Here is a 24,256-nt window from a genome sequence, read left to right on the forward strand (position 1 = left end):
GCAGAACTGCTGACAGACGAGGTGAGGTTGTTTGTTTCGCAATGTTTTAGCGTTGCCAAAGGCTTTGTCGCTAGGGAGTTTTACGAATGGCCTGATCGCTTGGCTGTTTGGGGCCACGGGTCCGTTATTGATTGTGCTCCAAGCCGCGGCGCAAGGTCATTTACAGGAAACAGAAACGACTTCCTGGATTTTTGGCATTTACGTGATTCCGGGTTGTTTGACGCTTTTACAGGCGTTGTTGTTTCGTCAACCGATCGGCTTTGCGTTTTCAATCCCGGGAGCGGTGCTCGTCGGGCAGACGCTTGCACATCACTCGTTTTCCCAGGTCATTGGCGCATATTTGATCACGGGCGCCGTCATTTTCATCCTTGGCATCACGGGTGTGGTCGATCGGCTTATGCGCGTATTGCCCATGCCGGTCATGATGGGGATGGTGTCTGGCGTTTTACTTCCGTTTGGGGTTGGTTTATTTCAAGCGGTTCGCACAGATCCGTTGGTCAACGGCGTGCCACTTCTGGTGTTCATGGTCTTTCACTTAACGCCGCGCTTGGCAAAAAAATTCCCACCCATATTGGCAGCCATCCTCGCTACCGCGCTGACACTTGTCGTCGCGCGTCAGGTGCATTTTGCGGGGGCCACCGTTTCGCTGGCGACGCCGCATCTTTACTTGCCCGCGTGGAACGGAGGAGCCATCTCTCAACTCGTGCTGCCGCTTGTGCTGACGGTGGTTGCCATTCAAAATGCACAAGGCATTGCCGTGCTACAAAGCGAGGGTTATCAGCCGCCGGTCAATAGCATGACGCGTTGGAGTGGCATTGGTTCCATCATCAATGGATTGTTTGGCGCACATACGGCGTGCGTCGCGGGGCCCATGACCGCGTTGTTGACGGGGGAAGAATCGGGGGAGCCGGATCAGAAATACAGTGCCGCCGTTGTTCTAGGCATCCTATCAATTGTGTTTGGCCTGTTTGCGCCGATTGCGGCCTCGATACCGCACGCCGTCCCACAGTCGACGATCTCAATGCTCGGCGGGATCGCCATGATCAGCGTCCTGACGGACGCACTCAAAATGAGCTTTGGCGGCGGCTTCAAGAAGAGTGCATTGTTTTCATTCTTAATCACGGTTTCCGGCGTGAGCGTGTTGCACATCGGTTCTCCATTCTGGGGACTGGTGGGCGGCGTGTGCGCCTCCTATGTACTGGACCGGGACGATCACGCTACATTAGCGCAGCCGGCGTCCGTGGATGTTTCTCTCAGTGATGTTTCTCAGTGACGTTTCGGTTTTACCCTGCGAACGCGCTATAATGAGACGATTGTCGTCTTACGTGGTTTCGTTCCCGCAGGGAGGGTCATGGCATTGAATCAGGATATGGGACTGGCGCGAGACGGGCTTGCGCTTTCCGTACTCGATCTCGCGCCTATCGTCGAAGGGGCTTCAGCCGCCGATGCGCTTCGCAACAGTCTCGATCTCGCTCGCCGTGCAGAAGATCTTGGCTACCGTCGTTATTGGGTGGCCGAACATCACAGCATGCCGGGGATTGCGAGTTCGGCGACCTCCGTCGTCATCGCTCACATCGCGGGTGGAACTAAGCACATTCGCGTTGGATCGGGTGGCATCATGCTACCGAATCACGCACCGCTCGTCGTGGCCGAGCAATTCGGTACGCTGGCGTCATTGTATCCAGGCCGGATCGATCTTGGTCTAGGTCGTGCGCCGGGCACCGATACGCCGACAATTCGCGCGTTGCGGCGCACACCGGATCGGCACGGGGCGGACTTCCCGGATTTGTTGGCTGAGCTCCGGTCGTTCTTCCATCCGCCCGCTGGTGAACCGCGGTCCGTGCACGCCGTGCCTGGGGAAGGCATCGACATACCGATTTGGCTCCTTGGCTCGAGCGATTTCAGTGCGCGACTGGCCGCTGAATTGGGACTGCCATTCGCCTATGCGAGCCATTTTGCACCGGATTACCTGTTTGTTGCCCTTGATGTCTACCGAACGCACTTTCAGCCATCAGAATGGCTTTCCGAACCTTATGCAATGGTTGGGGCTGCGGTTGTCGCGGCTTCGACCGACGAAGAAGCTGAATATCTGGCAACCTCGTCGCAGTTGCAACAATTAAGTCTCTTGCGCGGGCGTCCGGGACAATTGAAGCCGCCTGTGGACAACATCGAGGATTGGTGCACGCCAATGGAATGGCAGGCCATCCAAACGCGCAGCCGCCTTGCGGTAGTAGGGGGATCCGATACGGTTCGGCGCAAGCTTGAGGCTTTTCGCGATGCGACTAAGGCTGATGAAATCATCATCACAACGCAAATTTACGATCACGCCGCGCGTGTTCGCTCGTACGAGATCGTGGCGGATGTGATGCGAAAGTAAGACCCAAGAGGCGGATCCATGACGGAGTCCGCCTTTTTCTTTTCAGTTATAAAAGGTGCGTATATGGACACGGTTGGCGGACGTAATTCGGAAGTTGAAAGTCATTGTGATATTGGCTGTGAAAAATGTGCGTGGTAGCTGGCGACAAGGGCGGAATCAGCCAACTCCAGTCACCCGTAACTCGTCGACCCGCATCGACTTCTGTTCGTTCAAAATACGCAAATTGCCGTGCTGCTGTGTGGTGATCGACAATTGTGACTCCTGTTTCGCGGAACGAGTGAAGCACGGCGAGATTTAGTTCTACAAGTGCCCTGTCTCTCCACAAAGTGGAATCTGAGGTTCGTGATAGTCCCATAACATCAGCCACTGCAGGAAGCATGTTGTAGCGTTTCGCATCCGCTAGATTCCGCGCTCCGATTTCCGTTCCCATGTACCAGCCGTTAAACGGTGCCGCACTATACCGTATTCCGCCAATCAGGAGAGCCATATCGCTGATGATAGGCACCGCGTACCATCGCATGCCTAATTTTGCAATGTCGTGAATCGATGGGTGATGAATTGGAACTTCCAAAATGGATGACGGCGGGATGCTAAACCATTGAACGTGGTTTCCAACTTGGACAACGATGGGCAGGACATCGTAGGCGCCTTGGCTGCCGGTCCAGCCTAATCTCTGACAGACGCGAGTGAACGGTACCGAATGTGGATCGCCAACAATACCATTCGAGCCTGTTTCATATCCGGCGTATCGAATCAATTGATGATTCCAAATGCGCACATCGTCGTTGGCGGTAGATGCCCGGAAAACCGTTATGGTCGGTTTAATTTTTCCGTTGTTTGTCGCGTACTCAATATGTTTGAGCAAGGAACGATACACGGTTTCAGGTGTATCGGCTGTTCTTGCATCGATAACCGTTAGCGATTTCCAGAATAGACGACCAATACAGCGATTGCTATTGCGCCATGCCATGCGTGCGCCATGTTCCAATTCTTCAAACGTGTGGTGATAGGTTCCGGTAAAACGAAGTTCAGATGCAATTTGTTCAAGGCGCAGTGCCTGATCGGCCTTGGATTTGCCCAGTTCAGTGTAACATTGCTCGATAAAGGTGCGAGCTTCTGCAAAAAGAGTGTGCGGAGAGTGCATGGCTAACCTCTCTTAATTGATTTTTAGGTTAACCGTACCATATCGGCATCGCTACGAAAAATCGCCATGACAACACAAGAGCGAATGACCGGGTCACTCGCTCGTGCCGAACACCTTATTTTTTCTTAGAGGCCTTGCTGCTTAACGACTTCGCCTTGGTTGTCTTGCTTGCCGCCTTTTTATGGACGGTTGTTTTCTTGCTCGTTGTGCTTTTCTTGTTCACCGTGACCTTTTTCTTCGAGCTCACTTTGCCAGGCTTCACCTTGCTAGCGGCTGTCGTCTTTTTCTTAGCCGCATGCGTAGCTACATGCGTTGTGGTGGCATGCGCATCTTTCGATGTACCAGCGAACGCGATGGACGGCGCTGCAAATAAAGTCATGGTTGCCAAGGTTGTTAAAAGTACCTTCTTCACCCGAATCCCACCCTTGATACTAGATTTGGCTAGCTACTGGCCATATGAGGAATATAGGGCAAGGTTCTTAAAAAAGCTTCAAACACCCAATTGCGTTCGTAGGGAATGAAATTTTGCGTTCGGTGCTAAAAACGTGGAGTGTCTCTTTCCTTGCTAAAAACGTGGAGTGTCTCTTTCCTTTGGCATGTCCCGACGGTGCTTGGGCAACCTAAACGAGGAAATTGTAATCAAGGGGGTTGCTCCGCATGACCAAGCGTCCACGTAGTCAAAATGTCCAAACGGCGTTAACGGATGCTTCGAATTCGCTCAACAAAGCAGAAAACGCCGTCAAACAAGCAGTTTCATACCCAAATGATACCTTGGTGGACCAGGCCGAAAACGCCTTGGATAGAGCGCAGAACGCAATCGATGTCACGTTGGAATCCGAGAACCAAATTGCAGTGGAGCGGTTGACTGACCATTATCAGGCGGCTGCACAAAAGCTTGACGAAGTGAAACAAGATCTTGAAAGGTAAGGGTAAGGTCGGCGACGAACCCATGCGGTCCGGTTCCTGTCGCCTGACCCCCTGTCAAACTTCGGATGGGTGGGTGGGATCAGGTTCATGCGCAGGTGTATTTGAATCGATCCGCCTGTATTCACGAGAGCCGTACAGCAGTGAAAATACAACCGACATCCCGATACCGCATCCAAACAACAACGCTGGTGCGGGCACGTGTTGTTGAAGGATCCATGAGGATAAGGTGTAGCTGATGGGGGTAAATCCATTTGCAACAAGCATAAGCACGGACATTGTTCGCCCAAGTTTGTCGCCTGGTACGAATTCTTGTAAAAATGCGAGAAATGGTATATTCACCACGCTGATCGCGAGACCAATGACGCCCATATCGAGCACTCCCCCAACCCGGGCCGGGATGTAGCCGAGCAAGGCGATAAGCAGTCCCATGACCACGCCAAAGGCGCCAACCCACAAAAGTCTGCCACGAAATCCTTTTAAAACGGACACCAATACCCCACCCAGAACAGCACCGATGCCAAGTGCGGCTTCGTACACACCAAAGGTGGTGCCGGTCCAACCGCGAGATCGAATGAGCACGGGAATGCCGATGTTGAGCGGGCCCGTGCACAACAGGTTGATACATAGGCTCAAGGACATGACGATGAGTAACAGCCGGATACTTAGCACATAGCGCAAGCCTTCAGCGATATCCCGAAGCACGGAGGTGGTTGTTGCTTGTTCCGCCTTTTTCTGCACGTCGCCTTGCGGCAGTAGCGCTCGCAAGCGCAACGCCGTCACGACCAACGAAGCACAGGCGAAAAAGGCACCAATCGTGACGAACATCAGTCCATAGCGGTGCATGGACAGCAAGCCGGCGGCAAGCAGGGGGCCAAGCACGGTACAAGACTGCTGGACGGTTTGTAGAATGCTCGTCGCACGGGGCACGAACGGCTCGGCCACTGCAGCTTGGATCACCGAACCACTTGCAGGATAGTAAAACGAGTCGATCACGCCAAACAGGGTCGCCATCGTCTCAATCATCCACAGACTCGGATGGGCGCTACCTGTGACAAGGCGAAGGGCAAAGAGGAACAAGACGACTGCGCGCAACGACAGCGAGATCGACATGATGAGTTTGCGGCTGATGCGATCCGCAATGGCGCCGCCGACCAGCATGAACACGATTCTAGGTATCGCAGCGAAGGTCATGGTGGTGCCCAGGGCTAATTGCGAGCCAGTCACACTTAAGACAAACCAGCCGAGAATCGTGAAATAGGCGTTGTCTCCCATCACGGAGAACAACGAACCAATCAGCAGTATCCAGAAATTTCGCAAGCGGAAGACACCAGGTTTACCCTGCAACACAAATGCCCACCTTCGCCCCATTGAGTATTTTGGCTATATCATAGGCAACCGCCTTGGGTCAGTCAATGATTTCCTTTGTAGCCTTGTTGCGATTCTTTTACCAAAGGCTTGTGCGACTCGTGTCGTTGGGTTGGATCAGGCTGTGGAGGGTTTGCGGCGGAATCACGAATGTAGGAAAGCCGGGCGCAGCGGCCCGGCATGCGTTTGCATCATCCGAACAAGGGGAGTTTTAGTCCAAGTTGCTCTGCAAGGTTTTTCGGCAGTTCGACACGTGCAGTTTTCAGTGGATCGACAACTTGGCACACGCGCAGATTGGCGGCGGCGCTCATCAGCATGACAGCATCCGCAGACGCAATGCCCGTCTCGCGAACGAGCAAACTAGCCATCTGCTTGACGGCACGTTCGGCGGCCGCATCAAGCGTCTCTGCGGAAGCGATGGTCATGACATCTTCGTGGTCGATAAGCATCGGGCAAGGCCACGCGGAGCCCTTCCACACGTGAAAGGAAACAGTGACCCTGCCAGCAATCTCGATGCCGGACACGCCGACCTCGCCGTCGCCCATGGCGGCGTGGAGATCGCCCAAGGCAAACAGGGCGCCTTGAACATTGACGGGTAAAAGCAAGCGTGCACCAGGTCCAATGCGCGTGCAGTCCATATTGCCCCCGTGATCGCCCGGCGTGCCGCAAGGTATGGCGTTGTCCTTGGGCGCCGTACCAATGACGCCAATCATCGGCCGCAGTGGTAAGCGCAGGCCTTTGCCAAATACGGCCTGGCCGTTGTCAATAGGAATGATGCGAATGGCGTTGTGTTGCAATTCGTCGCCAAGCACGCCAAGCCCGGGGCCAGTCGTCATCACGCCACGTTCGGCCAGTTCGATGGCCAAGATGTCGACGACGAGCAAATCTCCAGGTTCTGCGCCTTCTATATAGATGGGCCCAGTCGCAGGATTGATACGATTCCAGTCGAGCGTGCCGAAATCTTGTGTCTCGTCCTGAATTTGATCTTCAAAACAGTCACAGGTTTCGATCTCGACTGTGTCACCGGATTGTACGCGCAAAGCCGGATCTACATCAGGCGAGAGCGCGTAGATAAGATGTGACTTAGCGAGTTTGTGTTTGGCCACAGGACAGACCTCCTAGTTGGTATCACTCAATGTCCAGCACCTTTGGCGATTTGCGAAAGCCGCGCGTCGTGATGGCCAAGACGATCAGCCCAATCACGAACCAGCTGATGCCAAAGTAGAACGTCGTATGCGAGAAGTTGATCCACACGTACAAAATGACCGCGAAGCCAAGTAGCGGCATGACAAGGTGGCTAAACCAACGACCTGAGCGCTTGCGGAAGAAGAAGTGAATGATGACACTGATGTTCAGCGCCATGAATGTCGTAAGGGCGCCGAAATTGACCAGCGAGCTGAGCGCATCGATGGATGACAGCGAACTGACGATGAGCGAAACCACGGCGACGAGCAGAATTGACACGTAAGGCGTCCGGAACTTGTGATGGATCTTCGCGAGCACCGGCGGTAGCACGCGATCGCGCCCCATGCTGAACAACAAGCGCGAAATGGCGGCTTGTGCGGCGAGGGCGTTGGCAATACCGGAGGCAAGCACGGTGACGACCAAACACAACATTTTTAACCAGGTACCGCCCACGCGTTCGGCGATAAAGTAAAACGCGACGTTGGCATTTGGGAAATGGCGAAAATCTGGATACGCGACAGCCGCAAGATACGTCAGGATCATGAACAGAACGGCGACGAAAATCAGCGCCCAAATGGTGGCACGTCCCACAGTCTTGCGACCGCCTTTTGTCTCCTCAGAAAGCGTACTGATTCCGTCGAAGCCAAGAAAACTGAGCACGGCGATGGATGTCGCGGCGCCGACCATGCTCAGGCTGAAACCTTGTTTTTGAAAAACGGGTGCCATGGTGAATGAAGTACCATCTTTGTGCCCGGCTACATACACCAGTGCGGCGCCACAAAACAGGACGAAGGTGGCCAGTTCGATGACGAGCATGATCCAGTTGGCGCGGTTTGTCATTTGCACACCAAAGAAGTTGACTGCGGTGTTGAAAAGGACAAACGCGACGATCCATACCGTCGTCGGAATGCTCGGGACAAGCTGCGTCAGCCAAGATGCGGCTACAAGGTAGAGCAAGGCAGGAACGAGGATGTAGTCGAGCAGGATCATCCACCCTGCCATAAAACCGACCATGGGGTTCCAGCCGCGCTGAACATAGGCGTAGGCCGATCCGCCGACAGGAAACGCCTCGGACATTCGCGCATAGCTGAATGCGGTAAAAATCATGCCGACAAGTCCAATGAAGTAGGTGAGTACGACCATGCCATTTGCCGTTTGGACGACTTGTCCATAAATGGCCATAGGGGCGATGGGTACCATGAAAATCATGCCATAGATGATGAGATCCCACACGGACAGCGTACGTTTTAGTTCGTGATGCACGTCGTTGCTCGTTTTGGCCTGTGATTCATGATGCGGTGATGGTTTGAAAGACATTGTAGAAACCTCCTAGTCCAATCCGTAATTTCTGATTATACAGCCTATTGCGCCGTCATGCACGCCAAATGCACAAGAAGACAAATACTTTTGTTGGGATTCTCCGATACTACGTGTGGGAGGGATGAGCTATGGGCAAACAGCCAAAGCCTGTGCACAATGATGCAAACAAGACGCTGCCGATTGAAGAACATGTCGAGCGTGTGCAAGGTGAAAAGCAGCGTTCGCAGTCGGGAAAAGGCAAAAAGTGATGGGCGGCGTTTGCGCTAAGCGCAATGCAAAAATTCCAATAGACCTTAGGCCCATCTTGTACGAAGATAAGGGTGAATGAGTTGTCCGAAAGGGGCACCCCTTTCGGACATGGATCATGTTAGGTGCAGGATGAGATAAAGGACTGGTGTGGGTGCGCCATTTTCGGCGAGCGTCGATTGCAGTTGCGGCCCTATATATAGCGGTTTTAGCCTCTATTTGCTCTTGGATTTTTGCGTATGTCAAGCAGCCGCCTGTCGTGCGCACACGCCTTCAGGATGTGGCGTCGCCGCCGCGCGTCGAGCCGCCACCAGACAAGCCCAACTTTGCGCCCATTGTGGTCAAACCAAAGGCGGTTCCTCAAGGTATTCATCTGGATGTACGCCATTTCGCTACATACAACGCATATGTGTTGACGGTTGCGGATCCACGGCTTATCTCTATCGTCGCGACAAAATATATGGGAGACGTCGGTGAGACAGTCGAGCAGTTTGTCGATGACCACCACGCTGTCGCGGGGATTAACGGCGGATCGTTTACAGATACCAACTGGCAGGGTACTGGGGGACAGGTGCAGGGCATTGTCATTTCCGATGGCAAGATCATTTCGTCGGCTGTGCGCCCCGAGAGTGTGATTGGCTTTACCGCGGCCGGCAAACTCATATCTGGCACGTACACCTTGGCGCAACTAAAGAGCATGAACGTGACGCAAGCGCTGATGTTTGGGCCTACACTCGTGCAAAACGGTGTCGGACAGATTCAAGGTGCCGGTGACTGGGGATATGCGCCGCGCACCGCCATTGGCCAACGTGCAGATGGCACGGTCATCATGATTGTCACCGACGGACGCGAGTTGACAGGGCCGAATGACATCGGTGCAAGCCTTGGCGATATGGAACATCTCATGCTGGCCTACGGCGCTGTGACAGCGGCCAATCTCGACGGTGGATCGTCCGCGACCATGGTCTTCGATGGCAAACTTGTAAATCAACCGACTGACATTTTGGGAGAGCGCAGTGTGGGTACGGCGCTCATCGTGAGGTAAGACGATGATCCGACAAAAATCCAAGACGGCCTTATCCATCATCGTTTCGCTTGGCGTCGCGGCGGCAGCCATCGTTGGCGTTCGCGCCGCCGCCCTGGCGCGCCCAGCAGAAGTCATTTGGAAGACGGTCGATGTGCGCGAGCCAGCGCCATACCCAACCCTGCCTTTACGCCCGGCCGTCAAGATGGCTGATCTGCCGAATGCGAGAGCATTGACTGCGAGTCCATCAGGGAACATGCTTGCCATCTTAACTACAGGCGGACAGTTGCAGGTGGTTGCCGCACAGTCTGGCGATGTCCTAGATCGCGTGCAGGTGCACGCCCCTATCGTGCACGTCACTTGGATTAGCGATAGGCTGCTTTTTTTGGTGACTGCGGACAATGTTCTTTATACAGACGACGTACTCAATCAGCGCGTCCGCGCGATCGCACAGCTAAATGTGCCGGCGGGGCAGAGTCTGCGCCAAATTGCCTTTAGCACATACACAAACGACGTGTTTGTCATCTACGCCAGCGACGCCGGAAACACGGTATTTCAGTTTGACACCAACGAGCATATGTACGAGCGAAGTTTTAGCGATCTCGCCATTCGGCGCGCCTATTACAGCGCGACTGCGCTTACCCTGTATCTGAGCGATGTGTCCAATCGCTTGTACCAATGGCGGGCAGGGTTTATGAAGCAAATTGCCACCGATGTCGCCATCGTTGCTGGCCGCGGGAACACCCTTTACTGTGCCAGCCTGGATGGACGGGGGCAGGCTCTTGCGGTGAAATCGTACGACGGCAGCCGTTGGCACACCATCGTCACGCTGCAACATCCCGTCGCCCCGTCCGCTATTGCCATCGATCACGCTGGACAAGTGTACATCATGTCACACGATGCCTTGACGGCACCCGCGCAAGGGCTGACGTGGTTGGCACCTCGAGGCGCACATTTTACGCTCGCTGGCCATGACATCTTGCTCGTCCGGGGCAATACGTATCGCGTGATTGTCGATTGATGCGGATGTCAAGCCAGACAATCTATCGTATAATTGGATGTACCGCCGTATGGTTGCATAACCGCAGCGTGCCGGTGAAAGAACAAGCGAGGATGTGGCAGCAGGTTGGAGGAGCAGAAGAAGAGGCAAAACTGGTTTACCGGAATTGTGATTCCCATTGCGGTGGGCGTCGCGTTGGCATTGGCATTGCGCCAATGGGTTGTGAGCCCTGCTCGCGTCCCGTCCGCATCGATGTACCCGACCATACCTGCGACCAGTTCGCGCGACTTTGCGTACGTCGTCGTCAATAAACTGGCAACCGAACTGCGGCCGATACACCGTGGGGAAGTTGTTGTGTTTCATTGGCCGGATGATCCAAAAGAGCTGTTCGTAAAACGCGTGATTGGATTGCCTGGCGACACCGTCACGGTGACGGAAAACGCGGTGTACATCAACGGCAAGAAGTTGCAGCAGACCAATCCGGACATTGCCAAATCAAACGGTGCAGAAACAGGCACGTACAAAGTGCCGCCTGGACACTATTTCATGTTGGGAGACAATCGGCCGATTTCTGACGACAGCCGGATGTGGGTACATAAATATGTAAGCCGGTCGGCCATTGTGGGGGAGGCCGATATCGTCCTATACCCCTTCAATAGAATCGGATTCATATCACAGCACATATGAGGGCGCTTGGCGCCCTTTTATGTTATAGGAATCAGGGAGGCGCATGGGTAGTGGAATACAGGAAGCTTGGCAACACAGGGCTCGAAGTTTCGCGCATATGTTTGGGATGCATGAGTTATGGCGTGCCGGAACGCGGCAACCATCGCTGGGTGCTCGACGAAGAGCAAAGCAGACCGTTTATTCGCCGAGCGATTGAGATGGGTATCAACTTCTTTGATACCGCTAACGTGTATTCGGATGGGACCAGCGAAGAGATTGTTGGTCGTGCTTTGCGCGACTTTGCCAGGCGCGATGAAATTGTGATTGCGACGAAGGTGCATGGCCGTATGCACCAAGGGCCAAATGGCGCTGGGTTGTCACGCAAGGCGATTCTGGCAGAAATCGATCACAGTCTGCGTCGGCTCGGGACGGATTACGTCGACTTGTATCAAATTCATCGCTGGGATTACACGACGCCTATCGAGGAGACGATGGAAGCTTTGCACGACGTCGTAAAGGCCGGTAAGGCTCGTTATATCGGCGCTTCTTCGATGTACGCGTGGCAGTTCTTAAAGGCTCAATATACGGCCGAGAAACACGGCTGGACCCAGTTCGTTTCGATGCAGAATTACCTCAACCTTTTGTATCGGGAAGAGGAGCGCGAAATGTTGCCTCTGTGTGAAGACTTGAAGGTTGGCGTAATCCCGTGGAGCCCTCTCGCGCGTGGACGCTTGACGCGAGATTGGGACGACAAGACTGCGCGATCGGAAACGGACGAGTTTGGCAAGAGCTTGTACGCACAAACAGCAAATGCCGACAAGCGGATCGTCGAGCGCGTTAGAGAAGTGGCGCAACGACGTGGGTTGCCACGTGCACAGATCGCACTTGCTTGGGTGCTAGCGAAACCGGTTGTCACGTCGCCTATCGTCGGGGCAACAAAGATGCACCATCTGGAAGACGCTGTTGCGGCGCTCGACGTGAAGCTGACCGAGGAAGAAATTGCGTTTTTAGAGGAGCCATACGTGCCTCATCCGGTTTTAGGTTTTCGTTGACGACGGCGGGATGAATGCAACTTTGTTGGCGCTTTGGGTGGATCGTTGCGGCCCCCGGATTTTGTGTTTTTCAGCGTTGCTTTGGTATTTTGCGCTGTCACGATGTTGTTGACGACCGTTGCCCATGTGTTGATCATGGTGGCGGCAATATTGATTCCCGTTGCGACGAGTGCTGCAATCGCCAGCGCTCGTCCATTGCCACGCTTTTTGCTTGGGGTGACCGATTCTCTATCCATCGTACGCCCCCCTTCTTGTACAATGTATGTATCATGCATGGTACATGGCTCGTGTTGTTTGGCCATGGCTATTTCACACGACGTTTCAGCGCGAATGTAGGCGTGAAAACACGGCGTCGCCCGTTGATACAAAACCGTAACCACACAGGAGTTGCTGTATGACACAACCAGATGTTCACAGTGCGCCCGTCTGCATGACGCGCCGCACGTTTGCTATCATTTCGCACCCGGATGCAGGCAAAACGACGCTCACCGAAAAGCTGTTGTTGTTTGGCGGTGCCATTCGCGAGGCTGGCGCGGTCAAGGGTAAAAAGGCACGCCGGCACGCGACGTCGGACTGGATGGAAATCGAAAAACAGCGCGGTATTTCAGTGACATCTACCGTGTTGCAGTTCGATTATCTAGGTTGCCGGGTCAACATTCTCGACACACCCGGTCACGAGGATTTTAGTGAGGATACCTACCGCACGTTGGCCGCCGCAGATAGCGCCGTGATGCTCATTGATGCGGCCAAAGGCGTCGAGCCTCAAACCATCAAGTTGTTTGAGGTGTGCCGCATGCGGGGCATTCCCATCTTTACGTTTATTAACAAGCTCGACCGCCAAGGCAAGGAGCCGCTTGAGTTGCTCGAAGAGATCGAGCGCGTGCTGGGGATACGTTCTTGTCCGATGAATTGGCCCATTGGCATGGGGCCAGATTTTCAAGGCATTTATCATCGTCATGAAGGGCGTTTCGAGCGCTTTACGAGTCGCACAGACGATATGGTTTCGATTGCCATGCCGGATTTGGACGATCCCGCTGTTGCCACCATCTTAGGCGAGTCCTTGCACCAGCGGCTGCAGGAGGATGTGCTGTTGCTCGATGTCGCCGGCGATCCGTTCGATCCCGACCTGGTTGCTCTCGGCAAGCTGACGCCCGTCTATTTCGGCAGCGCGATCGCCAACTTCGGCGTCGAGTCGTTCTTGCGATCTTTTCTCGAACTCGCGCCGCCGCCAGGGCCGCGTGAGACGGACCAAGGTGTCGTACGCCCCGAGGACGAACGGTTCAGTGGCTTTGTCTTCAAAATCCAGGCGAACATGAATCCCGCACATCGCGATCGCGTGGCGTTTGTGCGCATTTGTTCGGGGCGCTTCGAGCGCGGCATGAGCGTGCAACATGTACGCACGGGAAAGCGCATCGCCCTGAGCCAGCCGCAACAGTTTTTTGGTCAGGAGCGCGAGACGGTCGACGAAGCCTACGCCGGAGACATCATCGGCATTTTCGATCCCGGCAATTTTCGCATTGGGGATACGCTTTGCGAGCGCGGATCGTTTCGCTTTCCACCGTTGCCGCTGTTTTCGCCTGAACATTTTGCCCGCGTTTCCGTGCCCAACGCACTAAAGTACAAACAGTTTCACAAGGGCGTTGCACAGCTTTCCGAAGAGGGAGCGATTCAGGTATTTCGTCAGGCCAACCGCACAGAGGATATGATCCTGGGGGCAGTCGGACAGTTGCAATTCGAAGTCTTTCAGCACCGCATGCGCGCCGAGTACGGGGTGGACGTTGAGCTCTTGCGCTTGCCATATGCCTATGCGCGTTGGGTGGAGACCGAACTGCCCATCGATGAACTGCAGTTTGACAGGTATGCCAGTCTCATCGTCAAGGACCAGGACGATCGCGCCGTCATGCTGTTTCAAACAGAGTTTGCAATCAACTGGATGCTGGAACGAAATGCAGGACTGACCTTGCACATGACGTCGTACGGGCTTAGCTCGAGCGTCGACCATTAAGTCCTGTCAAGGGTTAGGAGGATGGGGATATGCAGGCACGATATTGGACGCATGACGAGATCTGGGCTGAATTGCGCCGACTGGAAGCGGCAAATCCACAGCTGATGCGTGTAGAAGTCATCGGTCAGAGCCGGCAGGGCAGGGATATCGCGGCGGTAACGCTCACCGATGCGGCTTTTGGCAACTCCGACGACAAGGCAGCGGTGCTCGTCGACGCAAATATTCATGCCGGCGAGGTTTCTGGTAACGCCGTAGCCATGTACTGGATTCAATGGTGTATTGAACAATACGGCCAACATCCAGAGGCGACAGAATTGCTTCGCAGTCATACGGTGTATGTCATACCACGAATTGCTGTGGACGGGGCCGAACTGTATTTGACGACGCCAGCTCGTTTTCGCTCCAGTCCACATCTTTATCCCCATTCGCAGACCCCGGATGGATTCGTGGAAGACGATGTGAACGGGGACGGCCGTGTGCTCATGATGCGCGTACCTGCCGAAGACGGCGGCTACGCGATCGACGAGATCGATCCGCGCATCATGCGCCCGCGACGACCGGGCGAGTTCGGCGGCAAGTACTACCATGTATTTCCGGAGGGGCGGATCGATCGCGCTGCCAAGACCGGTCCCTTGCCTGCGTTGCCGACGGCGAAGGCGGCACGGCGGCATGGTATGGATTTTAACCGCAACTTCCCGATTCGTTGGGCTGGTGAAACTGGGCAGCGCGGAGCTGGGCCGTATCCGCTTTCGGAACCAGAGTTGCGAGCGCTTGCCGATTTCGTCCATCGCCATCCTAACATCTCGGCTTACGCCGCACTGCATACTTCGGGCGGGGTCATTTTGCGCCAGCCGTCGACGGGTGATGATGCGGTTCTTTCAGAAGTCGATCGCGCTTTGTTTACGCGGGTCGCGAAAATTGGGGAACAGGTGAGCGGATATTTCTCCGGATCGAACTACGAAAAATTCGCGACGGGGCACGAGAAGGTTCTGATGCCTGGTGCGGCTGACGACTGGATGTACGACCACCTCGGCGTTCTTAGTTTCACCATTGAAATTTGGGACTTGGATGGCCGGGCTGGGGCTCGCGGTTACGGCCAACATGGGATGCGCGCCTTGCTCGCACTGTCGCCCGAAGAGATCCTGGAAGACGAACGCAAGGTGTATGCATACGTGACAAGGGAATTTGGTGCAGATGGATACTTCGACTGGAAACCATTTGACCACCCGGATTTCGGACCTGTAGAAATTGGTGGGCTTGATCCAAAATTTATCATTCAGAATCCGCCTTTGCGCCTATTGCCGGAAGAATGCCAAAAGGTCAGCGCGTTTTTGACGAAACTGGGTCTTTCCACAGCGAAGTTGACTATCACAAGCATATCGTGCGAGTGCGTAGAAGACGGTGTGTATCGGATCGTTGCGGAGGCGGCGAACGCTGGTTTTCTGCCGACGTCAAGTACGGACAAGGGAAAGCAGTTGCTTCTTGAAGGGATTCGCGCGGAGTTGAGCGGATCTTACGAAATGATCGCTGGAGCGTCGCCGCAGTCGGTTGGGCACCTCGATGGATACGGCGTGCGCAGCCGCTACGCACCGCCTGCGCAACAGCGCGGGTATGCAGAATGGCTGATCCGGGCGGCAGTGGGCACAGAGTTGACCGTGTCCTTTGCCGGCCCGCGAGCTGGCCGTGTCAGTCAAGTGATTCGCATCGAAGGATAAGATTCTTTATGATGGCGTGGCGGACTGTCAGATTGGGTCGACGATCTGGAACGCCACGAACGTATCGGTGATGTGGCCTGTCGCCGTCATTGCGGCGCCAGGCCAGGATCCCCGTTTTCCTTAAGGCGCTTATACCAAGCAAGAACTGTTTTCTCCATGGCGTTGCGGATCTGTCCATCAGAAAACGGTCCTTGATAGATGATTTGCTCGTCAATCCAATCTCCCCACAGTCCGTTTGCGTTTGGAGACTGCTGCCAGAACTCGTCGATCGCCCGTACGTCGATGTTGTCGCCGTCGTACTTGGCCGTGACTTTGCAGCGTGGCGAATAAAAATGGGAGTTCAAAAAGGCGACTGCCAATTCCACGTCCTTGGTCGTAATGACTTTCGCTTCGAGATTCGGGTCGGTCTCATGCAATGTTCTGGCGATTTCGTTGAACAGCCGAACAAGGTTTTCTTTGACTTCCGTTTGGCTCGTGACAAAGTGAGAAGCCGCGTTTAGGGATTCGGATCGGTCGCGAATGCGCGTCAATTGCTCCTCGAAATGTTCCACGAGAACATCCTCCTCTGTGAACCTGTATGGTAAATCCGCGTGTCTGGCTTTTTTGAGCGTCATGTGTACTCGTTTGGCATCGTCCCCTGAATCCGGCTTTTTGATGCACGAATGCTGCTCGATTCGCAACTTGGGTGTACAATGAAGATGCTTACTATGGTCTGCTTACCACTTAACAGGGGATGATGTCTGCTCATGAAAGTCGTTGTCACAGGAGGCAGTGGTCTACTTGGACCGTGGGTCGTTCGCGAATTTGTGGAAGCCGGATACGATGTACTCAACGTCGATACACGGTATCCAGATGACCCGCTATGTCCCACGCTGTTGGCCGATTTGACAAACCTTGGGGAAGCATTTGACGTATTGCAGGGTACAGATGCGCTGGTGCATGTCGCAGCGATTCCGCGCGTTGGTATTCGTCCGGATGCCGCGACGTTTACAACGAATGTCGTAAGCACATACAACGTGCTTGAAGCTGCGGCTGCACTCGGTATTCAGAAAGCCGTGATCACATCGAGCGAATCGTCGTATGGTTTGGTTTTTGCGAGGCACCCGTTTTCACCAGCTTACCTGCCGATTGACGAAGACCATCCGCAACTGCCCCAGGATGCGTATGGGTTGTCGAAGGTTGTCAATGAGCTGACAGCAGACATGTTTCATCGTCGGACTGGCATGCAAGTGGTGTCTTTCCGCATGGGCAACGTGATTACGCCTGATATGTATCAAAACTTTCCAAGCTTTTTAAAGGATCCCGAGATTCGCAAGACAATTCTATGGTCGTACATCGACGCTCGGGACGCTGCAAAGGCGTATCGGCTCGCCATTGAGAAGGACGGCCTAGGGTCCGTAAAATTGAACATCGCGGCAGATTGGTCAAGCATGGACATGACCAATCGTGAACTCTTGCAAGCAACATATCCAGACGTCCAGGACATACGGGGCAATCTCGATAGTTATGAAACGTTACTTTCGAATCGCAAGGCTAAAGAATTGCTGGGCTGGCAGCCGATCTATCATTGGCGCGACGAGATCAAGCGCTTCGCAGAATAACACTGTCAATAGGCTGTTTCGAGCATAATCGGCGGGATTTCGTCATATGGTTGGAACCTGTCGCCGCCTTAGGGCGGCGGCCGGGGCGTCTTCGAACTGGCGGCAATACCGGACATCTGGGAGGAATGAGTTATGGGGTATCGTCTCGGCGTCTATACGGTCGGCTTTATCAGTGAACAGTCCCCACTTCTGGCTAACCACCATCAGTTCATTCGCGAGACACTTTTGGCGAAGGTTCAGGAGGAACCAGGCCTTTTGCGCGTTGCAATGCCTGCTGGCTATCGCCCACCGACACCCGACGTCCCTGTTGAAAGCGGTTTCCTAACGTATACGATGACTGTGTGGCGGGATCTCGAGTCTGTCTTTCATTTTACGTATAAAACGCACCTCCATCGCCGTGCGATGCGCGAGTTGCCAGACGCGTATGAGAAGATGCCTAACGGGAGAGCCGTCTACGATGTGTTATGGTGGTTCGATGACGACGCTTATCCTGATGACGAGCGTGCCATTGTCGATGAAGGAGCTCGTCGCATGGATTATCTCATTCAGGAGGGGCCATCCCCGTATGCTTTCGACATGAAACACCCATATGACGTACACGGATTGCAAGCGGACTTTCGTAAATTACGAGATTATGCTTGAGGCGGGATTGGCGTTTGATTGAGCCAGCGGTCGTGTTTCAGGTCAGCCGTTAGGATGGAAGCGGCTAAGGCATGGCCGGCAGCGTTTGGATGCCAACCGTCGGCGGCATACATCTCCCACGTTTGATGATGTACGCGGAGATAGGTTTTCATCTGCGAAAACAAGTCGACGACATGCACGTTCGGATTGCGCAGCGCTTCGACGGCCCGAATTTCAGAGGTGAGCGTCGGGCCTTCTTGCGTCTTAAATTCGACGTAGGATGCGCCGACCACTGGCGGCGTGACGAGAACGACCTGGGCGTCGTGGGCCAATGCGTCGCGAACTTCTACCACCACGTCCTGGTTGATCTCCGATATTGGATGGTGGTCAAATAAGTCGTTGAGCATGCCAAATGAGATGACGACGAGATTCGGTTTGTCCTTCGCCAAAAGTGCGTTCATGCGCGTCACATAGTAGGAAGGTCCTTTGCCTTCAGATGACTCGTTTGTAAACACATACGCCGTTTGATTCTGTGACAAGGACCGAAATGTTCGTGCCAAGTATCCTCCTGAGGAAGGGGTATCGTCCCACCCGTGGGCAATAGAGCCCCCAATTGCCATCACGCGCACGGACGAAAGGTGCTGCGATACGTTTGTCAACGATGCACCAGCAGGCGTGCGCGCGGTGGGCTCGGCAGTGACGAGGATGGCCAAGGCTGCTGTCACAAATGATGCAATGGCCAGATGTAGTTTACGCATGTTTCTCTCAGCTCCCACCTGATCCTAGCGCATTACATAGCAGATTGCACGCGAAATAGCCCCGGGAACGATCCGCTATCTCTTGGCCACACTGACACGCGCCTTACCGCATCGTTTGGAGTGATACATCGCCTTGTCCGCGGCGTGAATCAGTTCGCTCACCGTCACGCCATCGCTGGGGGAAACCGCAACGCCAATCGACGCAGTCAAAGGACGGTCGCCGGGCAAGAAGACTCCTGACGGCGAAGCCAATGCGTCGAGAATGGCTTTGCCGACGGCTTCTCCCACGACAGCACTCGCGCCTGGCGCGAGCACGACAAACTCATCTCCACCAATGCGTCCCGCAATTGCGTTAGGCGGAATGGTGCGGCGGATGATCTGTGCCGTTTGTACCAACACGGCATCGCCTGCAGGATGGCCATATGAATCATTGATTTCTTTGAATGAGTCGATATCGAGCATGATAAGGCTGCACGGGATGCCGAGATCGGCATGGCGAGCCAATTGAGCATTTGCAGAATCGTAAAAGTAGTCAACGCGGTGCAACCCGGTTAGGTCGTCCTTGGTCGCCTTCTCGTTCAATGTTTCGATCAGTCGGCTCTTCTGCAGGGCCAATCCGACTTGTGTTCCGAGTTCGATCACGGCTTGGAGTGCATCTTGTGGAGGCCTATCCAGTGAATAGACGTTGTCAAGTAGTAAGGCCGCCAGCCGTTGTCCATGCGCTGTAATGGGTACCCATACCGCCTCGAGGTTCGGCAGTTCCATAGGTTCGTCGCCAAACGGAGGCAGGGGTGGGGCTTGATGCAATTCCATCGGCGCAGATCCTACCGCGGCGTAGATCGTTCGTTCAATAGAAGTTCCTTCTGCATTAAATACAAACAATGTGGCACGGTCAAACCCTAGTAGGTTGACTCCAGCTCGAACCAGGTTGAGCAAGATGGCTTCCGTGTTGTCGGAAACCGTGATTAGTCGCGATAAGTCGGTTAATGATTGCAAGAAAGACAGGCGCTCCTTAAGCGGACGATAGGTGACATAATGGCGAATGCCAAGTGAAATGGTCTGCTGGAACGCAGTGAGTGCCGCCAGGGTCAGCTCAGGCAAAGCGGATTGCGCCGCAATTGTCACAAAGCCAAGCAGCTTGTCGGATGTCACAGGAATCCAGATTTCGTAACGGCCGCTTCGATGCCTGCGCACGATGTCCTGATTGTCGCCGAGAACCGATGCAACTTGGTCTTCGGACATGTAGTTTGACTCTAGGTATAGTTGCCCGTTTTGAACGTCGACGACGCTGCGATACATGCCGTCGACATCGCGGATGAAACAGCTAACCTGCTGAATGCGAGCAGCATATGGGAATTGAGTCCACATCGTTTGGAACGCCCGCCGCAGCGTTTCGTCAGATGCTTCTCCGTCATAGAGGAGGGCAGCCATGCGATAGCCCATCGTGGCAAGCGTGCGCTCGACGTTCATATCTCCACCTCCCAATACAAACTGAGAATTTCGTTGATTTCGCTGTCAATACGTGCCGCACGGGCAAAGGTTTCAGTATTTTTTCCGAATTCGACTAGGTGCCACATGAGTTCGCTTAGCCCAACGGCCAATCGCCGCTCGAGGGATCCCCACATCGGATGCATAGGATACGTTCGGGCTCGTTGCATGTTGGCATACAACACTTGAATATCGGGACATTGTAAATAGCGCTCCCAAAAATCACACTCGATCGCAGGCAACGAATAAATCCAACTCGTCCATGCGGCGACAAGCGTCGGTGCTTGCAGGGCTGCCACCAGTTCCCAAGCTGCATTTTGGTTCTTTGTTGCAGAGGAGACGCCAAGCATGGATCCGCCCCCGTATGGAATCGATCCCGAAGGACCACAAGGCATCGCAATCACTTGCGTAGGAATATGATTGACGGCTGGATCGGGACCGGATACGACGTTGCGAATCGCCTCAAACAAGCTTGTCATGTGGAAGGCGGTATGACCATACATGAAGAACGAGAGATTCCCTTCGTAGTTGCTCATTCGCGCCTCCTCGGTCGTCGATCCGCTGATGTGCATCAGTTCATCGACATACTCCAAGGTGCTTTGCAATCTAGGCGACGTCATAATCGAAACGGGTTTCTCGTGCAACCGTGGAAACTCAAATCCACCAGACCAGAGCCACGGAGACATGCGGTGCAATGTCACGCGTTCCGGCCGACATGAGAAATGAATCGGACGTGGAGCCCGCCCGTCCTGGCATCCGTACAGACGGTTTTCCGCAATTTTGCGGCAAATGTGTCGGAACTGATCCCAACTAAGTGGACGCATAGGGTCTATGGCAAACTGTTTGATGATATCCTTGCGGGCCATGAAACAAGTGGTGTCGGCCGTCCAGGGGACGCCGTACACGCGCTCGTCGTACCGGGAGGCCGTTGCCAAATAAGGCGCTATCGGTCGGGAGGACATCATGCCGTGCGGAACCGCTGATAACATATGTAATCGCGCGAGCGTAGGTAACCAAGTTGTGCCGAATTCGAATACATCGGGGGGCGTTCCCTGCTTGTAGGCTCGAACGAATTCCGTAAGCGCATTGGCAAACGTCAACAGACGCCATTCGATTCGTATGGACGGATGAGCAGACAGAAAGGGGCGCAATTGTTCTTGCAGAAAGTTGACTGTCTCGGAGCCACGATACGCGTTGACAATCCATACTTTAAGGGTGTCCGCCAATACTGCAACCTCCAGGGTAAGCCTTTTCACGTCTGATATACGATTCGACACTTGGCTGTGGAATTTCCTCTCGGCATCCAAATCTTCTTTGTTTGGTTATCCGAAACGAGCTTTCCGGCGGCAACTTGTTTGAAAAACCACCAATACAATTTAGCCCCTTGTGTATTAAACTAGCATCAGTGTCTTGGTAAGTGCTTTCTTAAGGGGACCTTTGCGGAATATCGAGGTTACCAAGAGTCGAAACAGAGTCGGCGGCAAGGAGGATCTGGCATGACCATTCACTATGACGAAGAACGCCGTATCTTTCACGTGCAGGCAAAGGGCACAAGTTACGTGATGGCGGTTTCGTCGGAAGGAACCTTGCTACACTTGTACTGGGGACAGGAGATTCAAGATGCAGGTACTTTGCGAGGTCTTCTGCAGATCCATCGAGGGTCGCTAACAGGGCCCGTGCAACCCGCGAACGCTGATGTCGGGACATGGCCTCACGAATTTCCTGCATTCGGAATGGGCGATCATCGTTCACCTGCCTACGTGGTGCAGCGTTTTGATGGAAGCATCGCCAGTTGCTTAACCTATGTGGGTCATCGCATTGTCCCTGGCAAGCCAAAGTTGGCAGGACTCCCGGCTACATACGTCGAGTCGGATGAAGAGGCGGAGACGCTAGAAATCGAGCTGCTGGATCCAGTGCTTCGTTTGCGGGTCCTTCTGCGCTACACGGCGTTTGCACAGCACAGTGCTATAGCGCGGTCGGCCACTTTCATCAACGATAGCGATGAGTCATTTCAGCTTCATCGCGCGCTTTCTGCCTCCATTGACATGGCGGGAGCCGATTATGCGTTTTTGCAACTCTCCGGGGCGTGGATTCGCGAGCGGTTTGTCGAGCGCAGACAGCTTGTCCCGGGCGAGCAATCGGTGTACAGCCGTTCCGGTATGAGCGGTCACAAACACAATCCGTTTATCGCCTTGGTTGCTCCGAGCGCGGACGAGGAACATGGCGATGTGTATGGATTCAGTCTCGTCTATAGTGGCAATTTTCTCGCGAAAGCAGAAGTTGAACCGATGCGGCAGAGCGTCCGTGTGCAAATGGGCATCCATCCAGATGACTTTTCATGGTTGCTTGAACCCGGTGCGTCGTTTCAGACACCCGAGGTCGTGTTGGTCTATTCTGACAGAGGGATCGGTGAGATGTCGCGAACGTATCATCGGTTGTACCGAACGCGCCTTGCTCGAGGTCGCTATCGGGACGAGCCGAGACCGGTGCTTGTGAACAATTGGGAGGCGACGTACTTCAACTTTGACGCCGACAAGCTGGTCGAGATCGCTAAGGCTGGCAGTGAATTGGGCGTGGAACTATTTGTGCTCGATGACGGGTGGTTTGGCAAGCGCGACAGCGACAACTGTTCGCTTGGTGACTGGTATCCGGATCCGCGCAAGTTGCCTGGAGGACTTGCCGATGTCGCAAAGCGCGTCGAGGCTTGTGGAATGCAATTTGGCATCTGGATGGAACCCGAAATGGTCTCTCCGGACAGCGACTTGTATCGCCAACACCCGGACTGGTGTTTGCACGTCGCCGAACGGCCGCGTTCCGAGCGCCGCAATCAGTTGACCTTGGATCTATCGCGTCCCGACGTCTGTGATTTTATTGTCGAGGCGGTATCCAATGTGCTTCATAGCGCACCCATCCGCTATGTGAAGTGGGACATGAACAGACCGATGACCGAGGTTGGGTCGGCTGCCTTGCCACCGGAGCGTCAGCGTGAAACGGCACATCGCTATATGCTGGGGTTGTACGACGTACTCGAACGCATCACATCGGCATTTCCCGACGTCTTGTTTGAAAGTTGTGCATCGGGTGGCGGGCGATTTGACCCCGGCATGTTGTACTACATGCCACAGACGTGGACGAGCGACAACACGGATGCGGTCTCGCGGCTCAAAATTCAATATGGGACCAGTATTGTGTATCCAGCGAGCAGTATGGGCGCGCACGTCTCTGCCGTGCCGAACCATCAGATGCATCGGCTAACGCCTTTGTCGTTTCGCGGTCATGTTGCCATGTCTGGGAATTTTGGCTACGAGCTCGATTTGTCTAGGTTTACGGCGGAAGAAAAAGAATTGGCCAAACAGCAAGTGGCAGCCTACAAGTCCATCCGCAGCCTGGTGCAGTTTGGCGATTTCTATCGTCTGCTGAGCCCTTTTGAAGGCAACGAGGCGGCGTGGATGTTCGTCTCTGCACAGCAGGACGAGGCTTATATGGCGTATTTTCGCGTGTTTCCCGATCCGCTGCAGCCAGTCAGGCGCTTGCGCCTCCGGGGCCTGCGGGAATCGGCACACTATCGAATCGAGGAGACCGGGGAGGTCTTTCTAGGAGAGTTGCTCATGCGCGTTGGCATGAACATGCCGTTGATGGATGGAGATTATCAGAGTGTCACAATGAGGTTGCACAAAGTTTGATCGGCGAGCAATTGACGCGATCAAACCGGTGCAAACATATGAAAGCGATTGCTGAAAGCGATATAATGAGGATGAGGAC

Annotated in this window: 22 protein-coding genes; 12 read left to right on the forward strand and 10 right to left on the reverse strand. The window is 54.3% G+C overall.

Features of this window, described 5'->3' with window-relative positions; all coding sequences use genetic code 11:
* Nucleotides 1–31 precede the first annotated feature (31 nt).
* Nucleotides 32–1,273, forward strand: a complete 1,242-nt coding sequence (locus QMF38_RS12210) for a benzoate/H(+) symporter BenE family transporter (RefSeq protein ID WP_281759610.1) — start codon at nucleotides 32–34, stop codon at nucleotides 1,271–1,273.
* A 78-nt stretch (nucleotides 1,274–1,351) separates the two neighbouring features.
* Entirely contained in the window at nucleotides 1,352–2,377 is a 1,026-nt protein-coding gene (locus QMF38_RS12215; protein WP_281759611.1) for an LLM class flavin-dependent oxidoreductase, read from the forward strand.
* Nucleotides 2,378–2,423: 46 nt separating this feature from the next.
* Here QMF38_RS12215 and QMF38_RS12220 read toward each other — a convergent pair whose 3' ends face one another.
* Nucleotides 2,424–3,521: a nitric oxide synthase oxygenase gene (locus QMF38_RS12220; RefSeq protein WP_281759612.1), complete on the reverse strand. Its 1,098-nt coding sequence runs from the start codon at nucleotides 3,519–3,521 to the stop codon at nucleotides 2,424–2,426.
* A gap of 115 nt (nucleotides 3,522–3,636) precedes the next feature.
* Nucleotides 3,637–3,933 carry a hypothetical protein gene (locus QMF38_RS12225; protein ID WP_058095003.1) on the reverse strand — a complete coding sequence of 99 codons (297 nt, stop codon included), beginning with the start codon at nucleotides 3,931–3,933 and terminating at the stop codon, nucleotides 3,637–3,639.
* A gap of 245 nt (nucleotides 3,934–4,178) precedes the next feature.
* On the opposite strand from QMF38_RS12225, the gene QMF38_RS12230 reads away from it, so the two are divergent.
* Entirely contained in the window at nucleotides 4,179–4,448 is a 270-nt protein-coding gene (locus tag QMF38_RS12230) for a hypothetical protein (protein ID WP_281759613.1), read from the forward strand.
* A gap of 54 nt (nucleotides 4,449–4,502) precedes the next feature.
* Here the strand turns inward: QMF38_RS12230 and QMF38_RS12235 are convergent, their stop codons facing one another.
* The 3 genes from QMF38_RS12235 to QMF38_RS12245 form a co-directional block, all read right to left on the reverse strand.
* Nucleotides 4,503–5,795 (reverse strand): MFS transporter, encoded by a 1,293-nt coding sequence (locus tag QMF38_RS12235; protein WP_281759614.1) that lies wholly within the window; start codon nucleotides 5,793–5,795, stop codon nucleotides 4,503–4,505.
* 209 nt (nucleotides 5,796–6,004) lie between these two features.
* Nucleotides 6,005–6,919, reverse strand: coding sequence for an acetamidase/formamidase family protein (locus QMF38_RS12240; protein ID WP_281759615.1), 915 nt, complete (start codon nucleotides 6,917–6,919; stop codon nucleotides 6,005–6,007).
* A 22-nt stretch (nucleotides 6,920–6,941) separates the two neighbouring features.
* Complete coding sequence (locus QMF38_RS12245; RefSeq protein ID WP_232302289.1) at nucleotides 6,942–8,315, reverse strand: APC family permease; 1,374 nt, start codon at nucleotides 8,313–8,315, stop codon at nucleotides 6,942–6,944.
* A 403-nt stretch (nucleotides 8,316–8,718) separates the two neighbouring features.
* Here QMF38_RS12245 and QMF38_RS12250 point away from each other — a divergent pair, with 403 nt between their 5' ends.
* The 4 genes from QMF38_RS12250 to QMF38_RS12265 all read left to right on the forward strand — a co-directional run bounded on the left by QMF38_RS12250 (nucleotide 8,719) and on the right by QMF38_RS12265 (nucleotide 12,306).
* Complete coding sequence (locus QMF38_RS12250; RefSeq protein ID WP_281759616.1) at nucleotides 8,719–9,609, forward strand: phosphodiester glycosidase family protein; 891 nt, start codon at nucleotides 8,719–8,721, stop codon at nucleotides 9,607–9,609.
* A 4-nt stretch (nucleotides 9,610–9,613) separates the two neighbouring features.
* Entirely contained in the window at nucleotides 9,614–10,609 is a 996-nt protein-coding gene (locus tag QMF38_RS12255; protein ID WP_281759617.1) for a hypothetical protein, read from the forward strand.
* Nucleotides 10,610–10,714: 105 nt separating this feature from the next.
* Nucleotides 10,715–11,275, forward strand: a complete 561-nt coding sequence (gene lepB, locus QMF38_RS12260) for a signal peptidase I (RefSeq protein ID WP_006446598.1) — start codon at nucleotides 10,715–10,717, stop codon at nucleotides 11,273–11,275.
* 50 nt (nucleotides 11,276–11,325) lie between these two features.
* Nucleotides 11,326–12,306: an aldo/keto reductase gene (locus QMF38_RS12265; protein WP_058094998.1), complete on the forward strand. Its 981-nt coding sequence runs from the start codon at nucleotides 11,326–11,328 to the stop codon at nucleotides 12,304–12,306.
* Here the strand turns inward: QMF38_RS12265 and QMF38_RS12270 are convergent.
* Complete coding sequence (locus QMF38_RS12270) at nucleotides 12,282–12,542, reverse strand: hypothetical protein (protein WP_157057242.1); 261 nt, start codon at nucleotides 12,540–12,542, stop codon at nucleotides 12,282–12,284. The genes QMF38_RS12265 and QMF38_RS12270 overlap by 25 nt on opposite strands.
* A 158-nt stretch (nucleotides 12,543–12,700) precedes the next feature.
* Between QMF38_RS12270 and QMF38_RS12275 the strand changes: the two genes are divergently transcribed.
* Both QMF38_RS12275 and QMF38_RS12280 read left to right on the forward strand, forming a co-directional pair.
* Nucleotides 12,701–14,311, forward strand: a complete 1,611-nt coding sequence (locus QMF38_RS12275; RefSeq protein WP_058094996.1) for a peptide chain release factor 3 — start codon at nucleotides 12,701–12,703, stop codon at nucleotides 14,309–14,311.
* 29 nt (nucleotides 14,312–14,340) lie between these two features.
* Nucleotides 14,341–16,026: a M14 family metallopeptidase gene (locus tag QMF38_RS12280; protein WP_058094995.1), complete on the forward strand. Its 1,686-nt coding sequence runs from the start codon at nucleotides 14,341–14,343 to the stop codon at nucleotides 16,024–16,026.
* Nucleotides 16,027–16,112: 86 nt separating this feature from the next.
* Here the strand turns inward: QMF38_RS12280 and QMF38_RS12285 are convergent, their stop codons facing one another.
* On the reverse strand, nucleotides 16,113–16,577 hold the full coding sequence (locus tag QMF38_RS12285; RefSeq protein WP_058094994.1) for a hypothetical protein: 465 nt from the start codon (nucleotides 16,575–16,577) through the stop codon (nucleotides 16,113–16,115).
* Between the two features lie 195 nt (nucleotides 16,578–16,772).
* Here QMF38_RS12285 and QMF38_RS12290 point away from each other — a divergent pair, with 195 nt between their 5' ends.
* Both QMF38_RS12290 and QMF38_RS12295 read left to right on the forward strand, forming a co-directional pair.
* Nucleotides 16,773–17,627 (forward strand): NAD-dependent epimerase/dehydratase family protein, encoded by an 855-nt coding sequence (locus tag QMF38_RS12290; RefSeq protein ID WP_058094993.1) that lies wholly within the window; start codon nucleotides 16,773–16,775, stop codon nucleotides 17,625–17,627.
* Nucleotides 17,628–17,759: 132 nt separating this feature from the next.
* Entirely contained in the window at nucleotides 17,760–18,269 is a 510-nt protein-coding gene (locus QMF38_RS12295) for a DUF3291 domain-containing protein (protein WP_058094992.1), read from the forward strand.
* On the opposite strand, the gene QMF38_RS12300 is transcribed toward QMF38_RS12295, so the two are convergent.
* The 3 genes from QMF38_RS12300 to QMF38_RS12310 form a co-directional block, all read right to left on the reverse strand.
* Complete coding sequence (locus QMF38_RS12300; protein WP_058094991.1) at nucleotides 18,260–19,006, reverse strand: SGNH/GDSL hydrolase family protein; 747 nt, start codon at nucleotides 19,004–19,006, stop codon at nucleotides 18,260–18,262. The two genes, QMF38_RS12295 and QMF38_RS12300, sit on opposite strands and share 10 nt — an antisense overlap.
* A gap of 75 nt (nucleotides 19,007–19,081) precedes the next feature.
* Nucleotides 19,082–20,476, reverse strand: coding sequence for a sensor domain-containing diguanylate cyclase (locus QMF38_RS12305; protein ID WP_058094990.1), 1,395 nt, complete (start codon nucleotides 20,474–20,476; stop codon nucleotides 19,082–19,084).
* Nucleotides 20,473–21,720, reverse strand: a complete 1,248-nt coding sequence (locus tag QMF38_RS12310) for an ABC transporter substrate-binding protein (protein ID WP_058094989.1) — start codon at nucleotides 21,718–21,720, stop codon at nucleotides 20,473–20,475. The genes QMF38_RS12305 and QMF38_RS12310 overlap by 4 nt, the downstream gene beginning before the upstream one ends.
* 270 nt (nucleotides 21,721–21,990) lie before the next feature.
* Between QMF38_RS12310 and QMF38_RS12315 the strand changes: the two genes are divergently transcribed.
* Nucleotides 21,991–24,177 carry an alpha-galactosidase gene (locus QMF38_RS12315; RefSeq protein WP_058094988.1) on the forward strand — a complete coding sequence of 729 codons (2,187 nt, stop codon included), beginning with the start codon at nucleotides 21,991–21,993 and terminating at the stop codon, nucleotides 24,175–24,177.
* The last annotated feature ends 79 nt before the right edge of the window (nucleotides 24,178–24,256 follow it).

The organism is Alicyclobacillus hesperidum subsp. aegles (assembly GCF_027923525.1).
Lineage (GTDB): Bacteria > Bacillota > Bacilli > Alicyclobacillales > Alicyclobacillaceae > Alicyclobacillus > Alicyclobacillus aegles.

Bases quoted from the DNA above. Each gene is read 5' to 3' on its own strand.
- QMF38_RS12215 (WP_281759611.1), top strand. From the start codon at position 1,352: ATGGCATTGAATCAGGATATGGGACTGGCGCGAGACGGGCTTGCGCTT.
- QMF38_RS12220 (WP_281759612.1), bottom strand. From the start codon at position 3,521: ATGCACTCTCCGCACACTCTTTTTGCAGAAGCTCGCACCTTTATCGAG.
- QMF38_RS12230 (WP_281759613.1), top strand. From the start codon at position 4,179: ATGACCAAGCGTCCACGTAGTCAAAATGTCCAAACGGCGTTAACGGAT.
- QMF38_RS12245 (WP_232302289.1), bottom strand. From the start codon at position 8,315: ATGTCTTTCAAACCATCACCGCATCATGAATCACAGGCCAAAACGAGC.
- QMF38_RS12255 (WP_281759617.1), top strand. From the start codon at position 9,614: ATGATCCGACAAAAATCCAAGACGGCCTTATCCATCATCGTTTCGCTT.
- QMF38_RS12270 (WP_157057242.1), bottom strand. From the start codon at position 12,542: ATGGATAGAGAATCGGTCACCCCAAGCAAAAAGCGTGGCAATGGACGA.
- QMF38_RS12275 (WP_058094996.1), top strand. From the start codon at position 12,701: ATGACACAACCAGATGTTCACAGTGCGCCCGTCTGCATGACGCGCCGC.
- QMF38_RS12280 (WP_058094995.1), top strand. From the start codon at position 14,341: ATGCAGGCACGATATTGGACGCATGACGAGATCTGGGCTGAATTGCGC.
- QMF38_RS12290 (WP_058094993.1), top strand. From the start codon at position 16,773: ATGAAAGTCGTTGTCACAGGAGGCAGTGGTCTACTTGGACCGTGGGTC.
- QMF38_RS12295 (WP_058094992.1), top strand. From the start codon at position 17,760: ATGGGGTATCGTCTCGGCGTCTATACGGTCGGCTTTATCAGTGAACAG.
- QMF38_RS12300 (WP_058094991.1), bottom strand. From the start codon at position 19,006: ATGCGTAAACTACATCTGGCCATTGCATCATTTGTGACAGCAGCCTTG.
- QMF38_RS12305 (WP_058094990.1), bottom strand. From the start codon at position 20,476: ATGAACGTCGAGCGCACGCTTGCCACGATGGGCTATCGCATGGCTGCC.
- QMF38_RS12315 (WP_058094988.1), top strand. From the start codon at position 21,991: ATGACCATTCACTATGACGAAGAACGCCGTATCTTTCACGTGCAGGCA.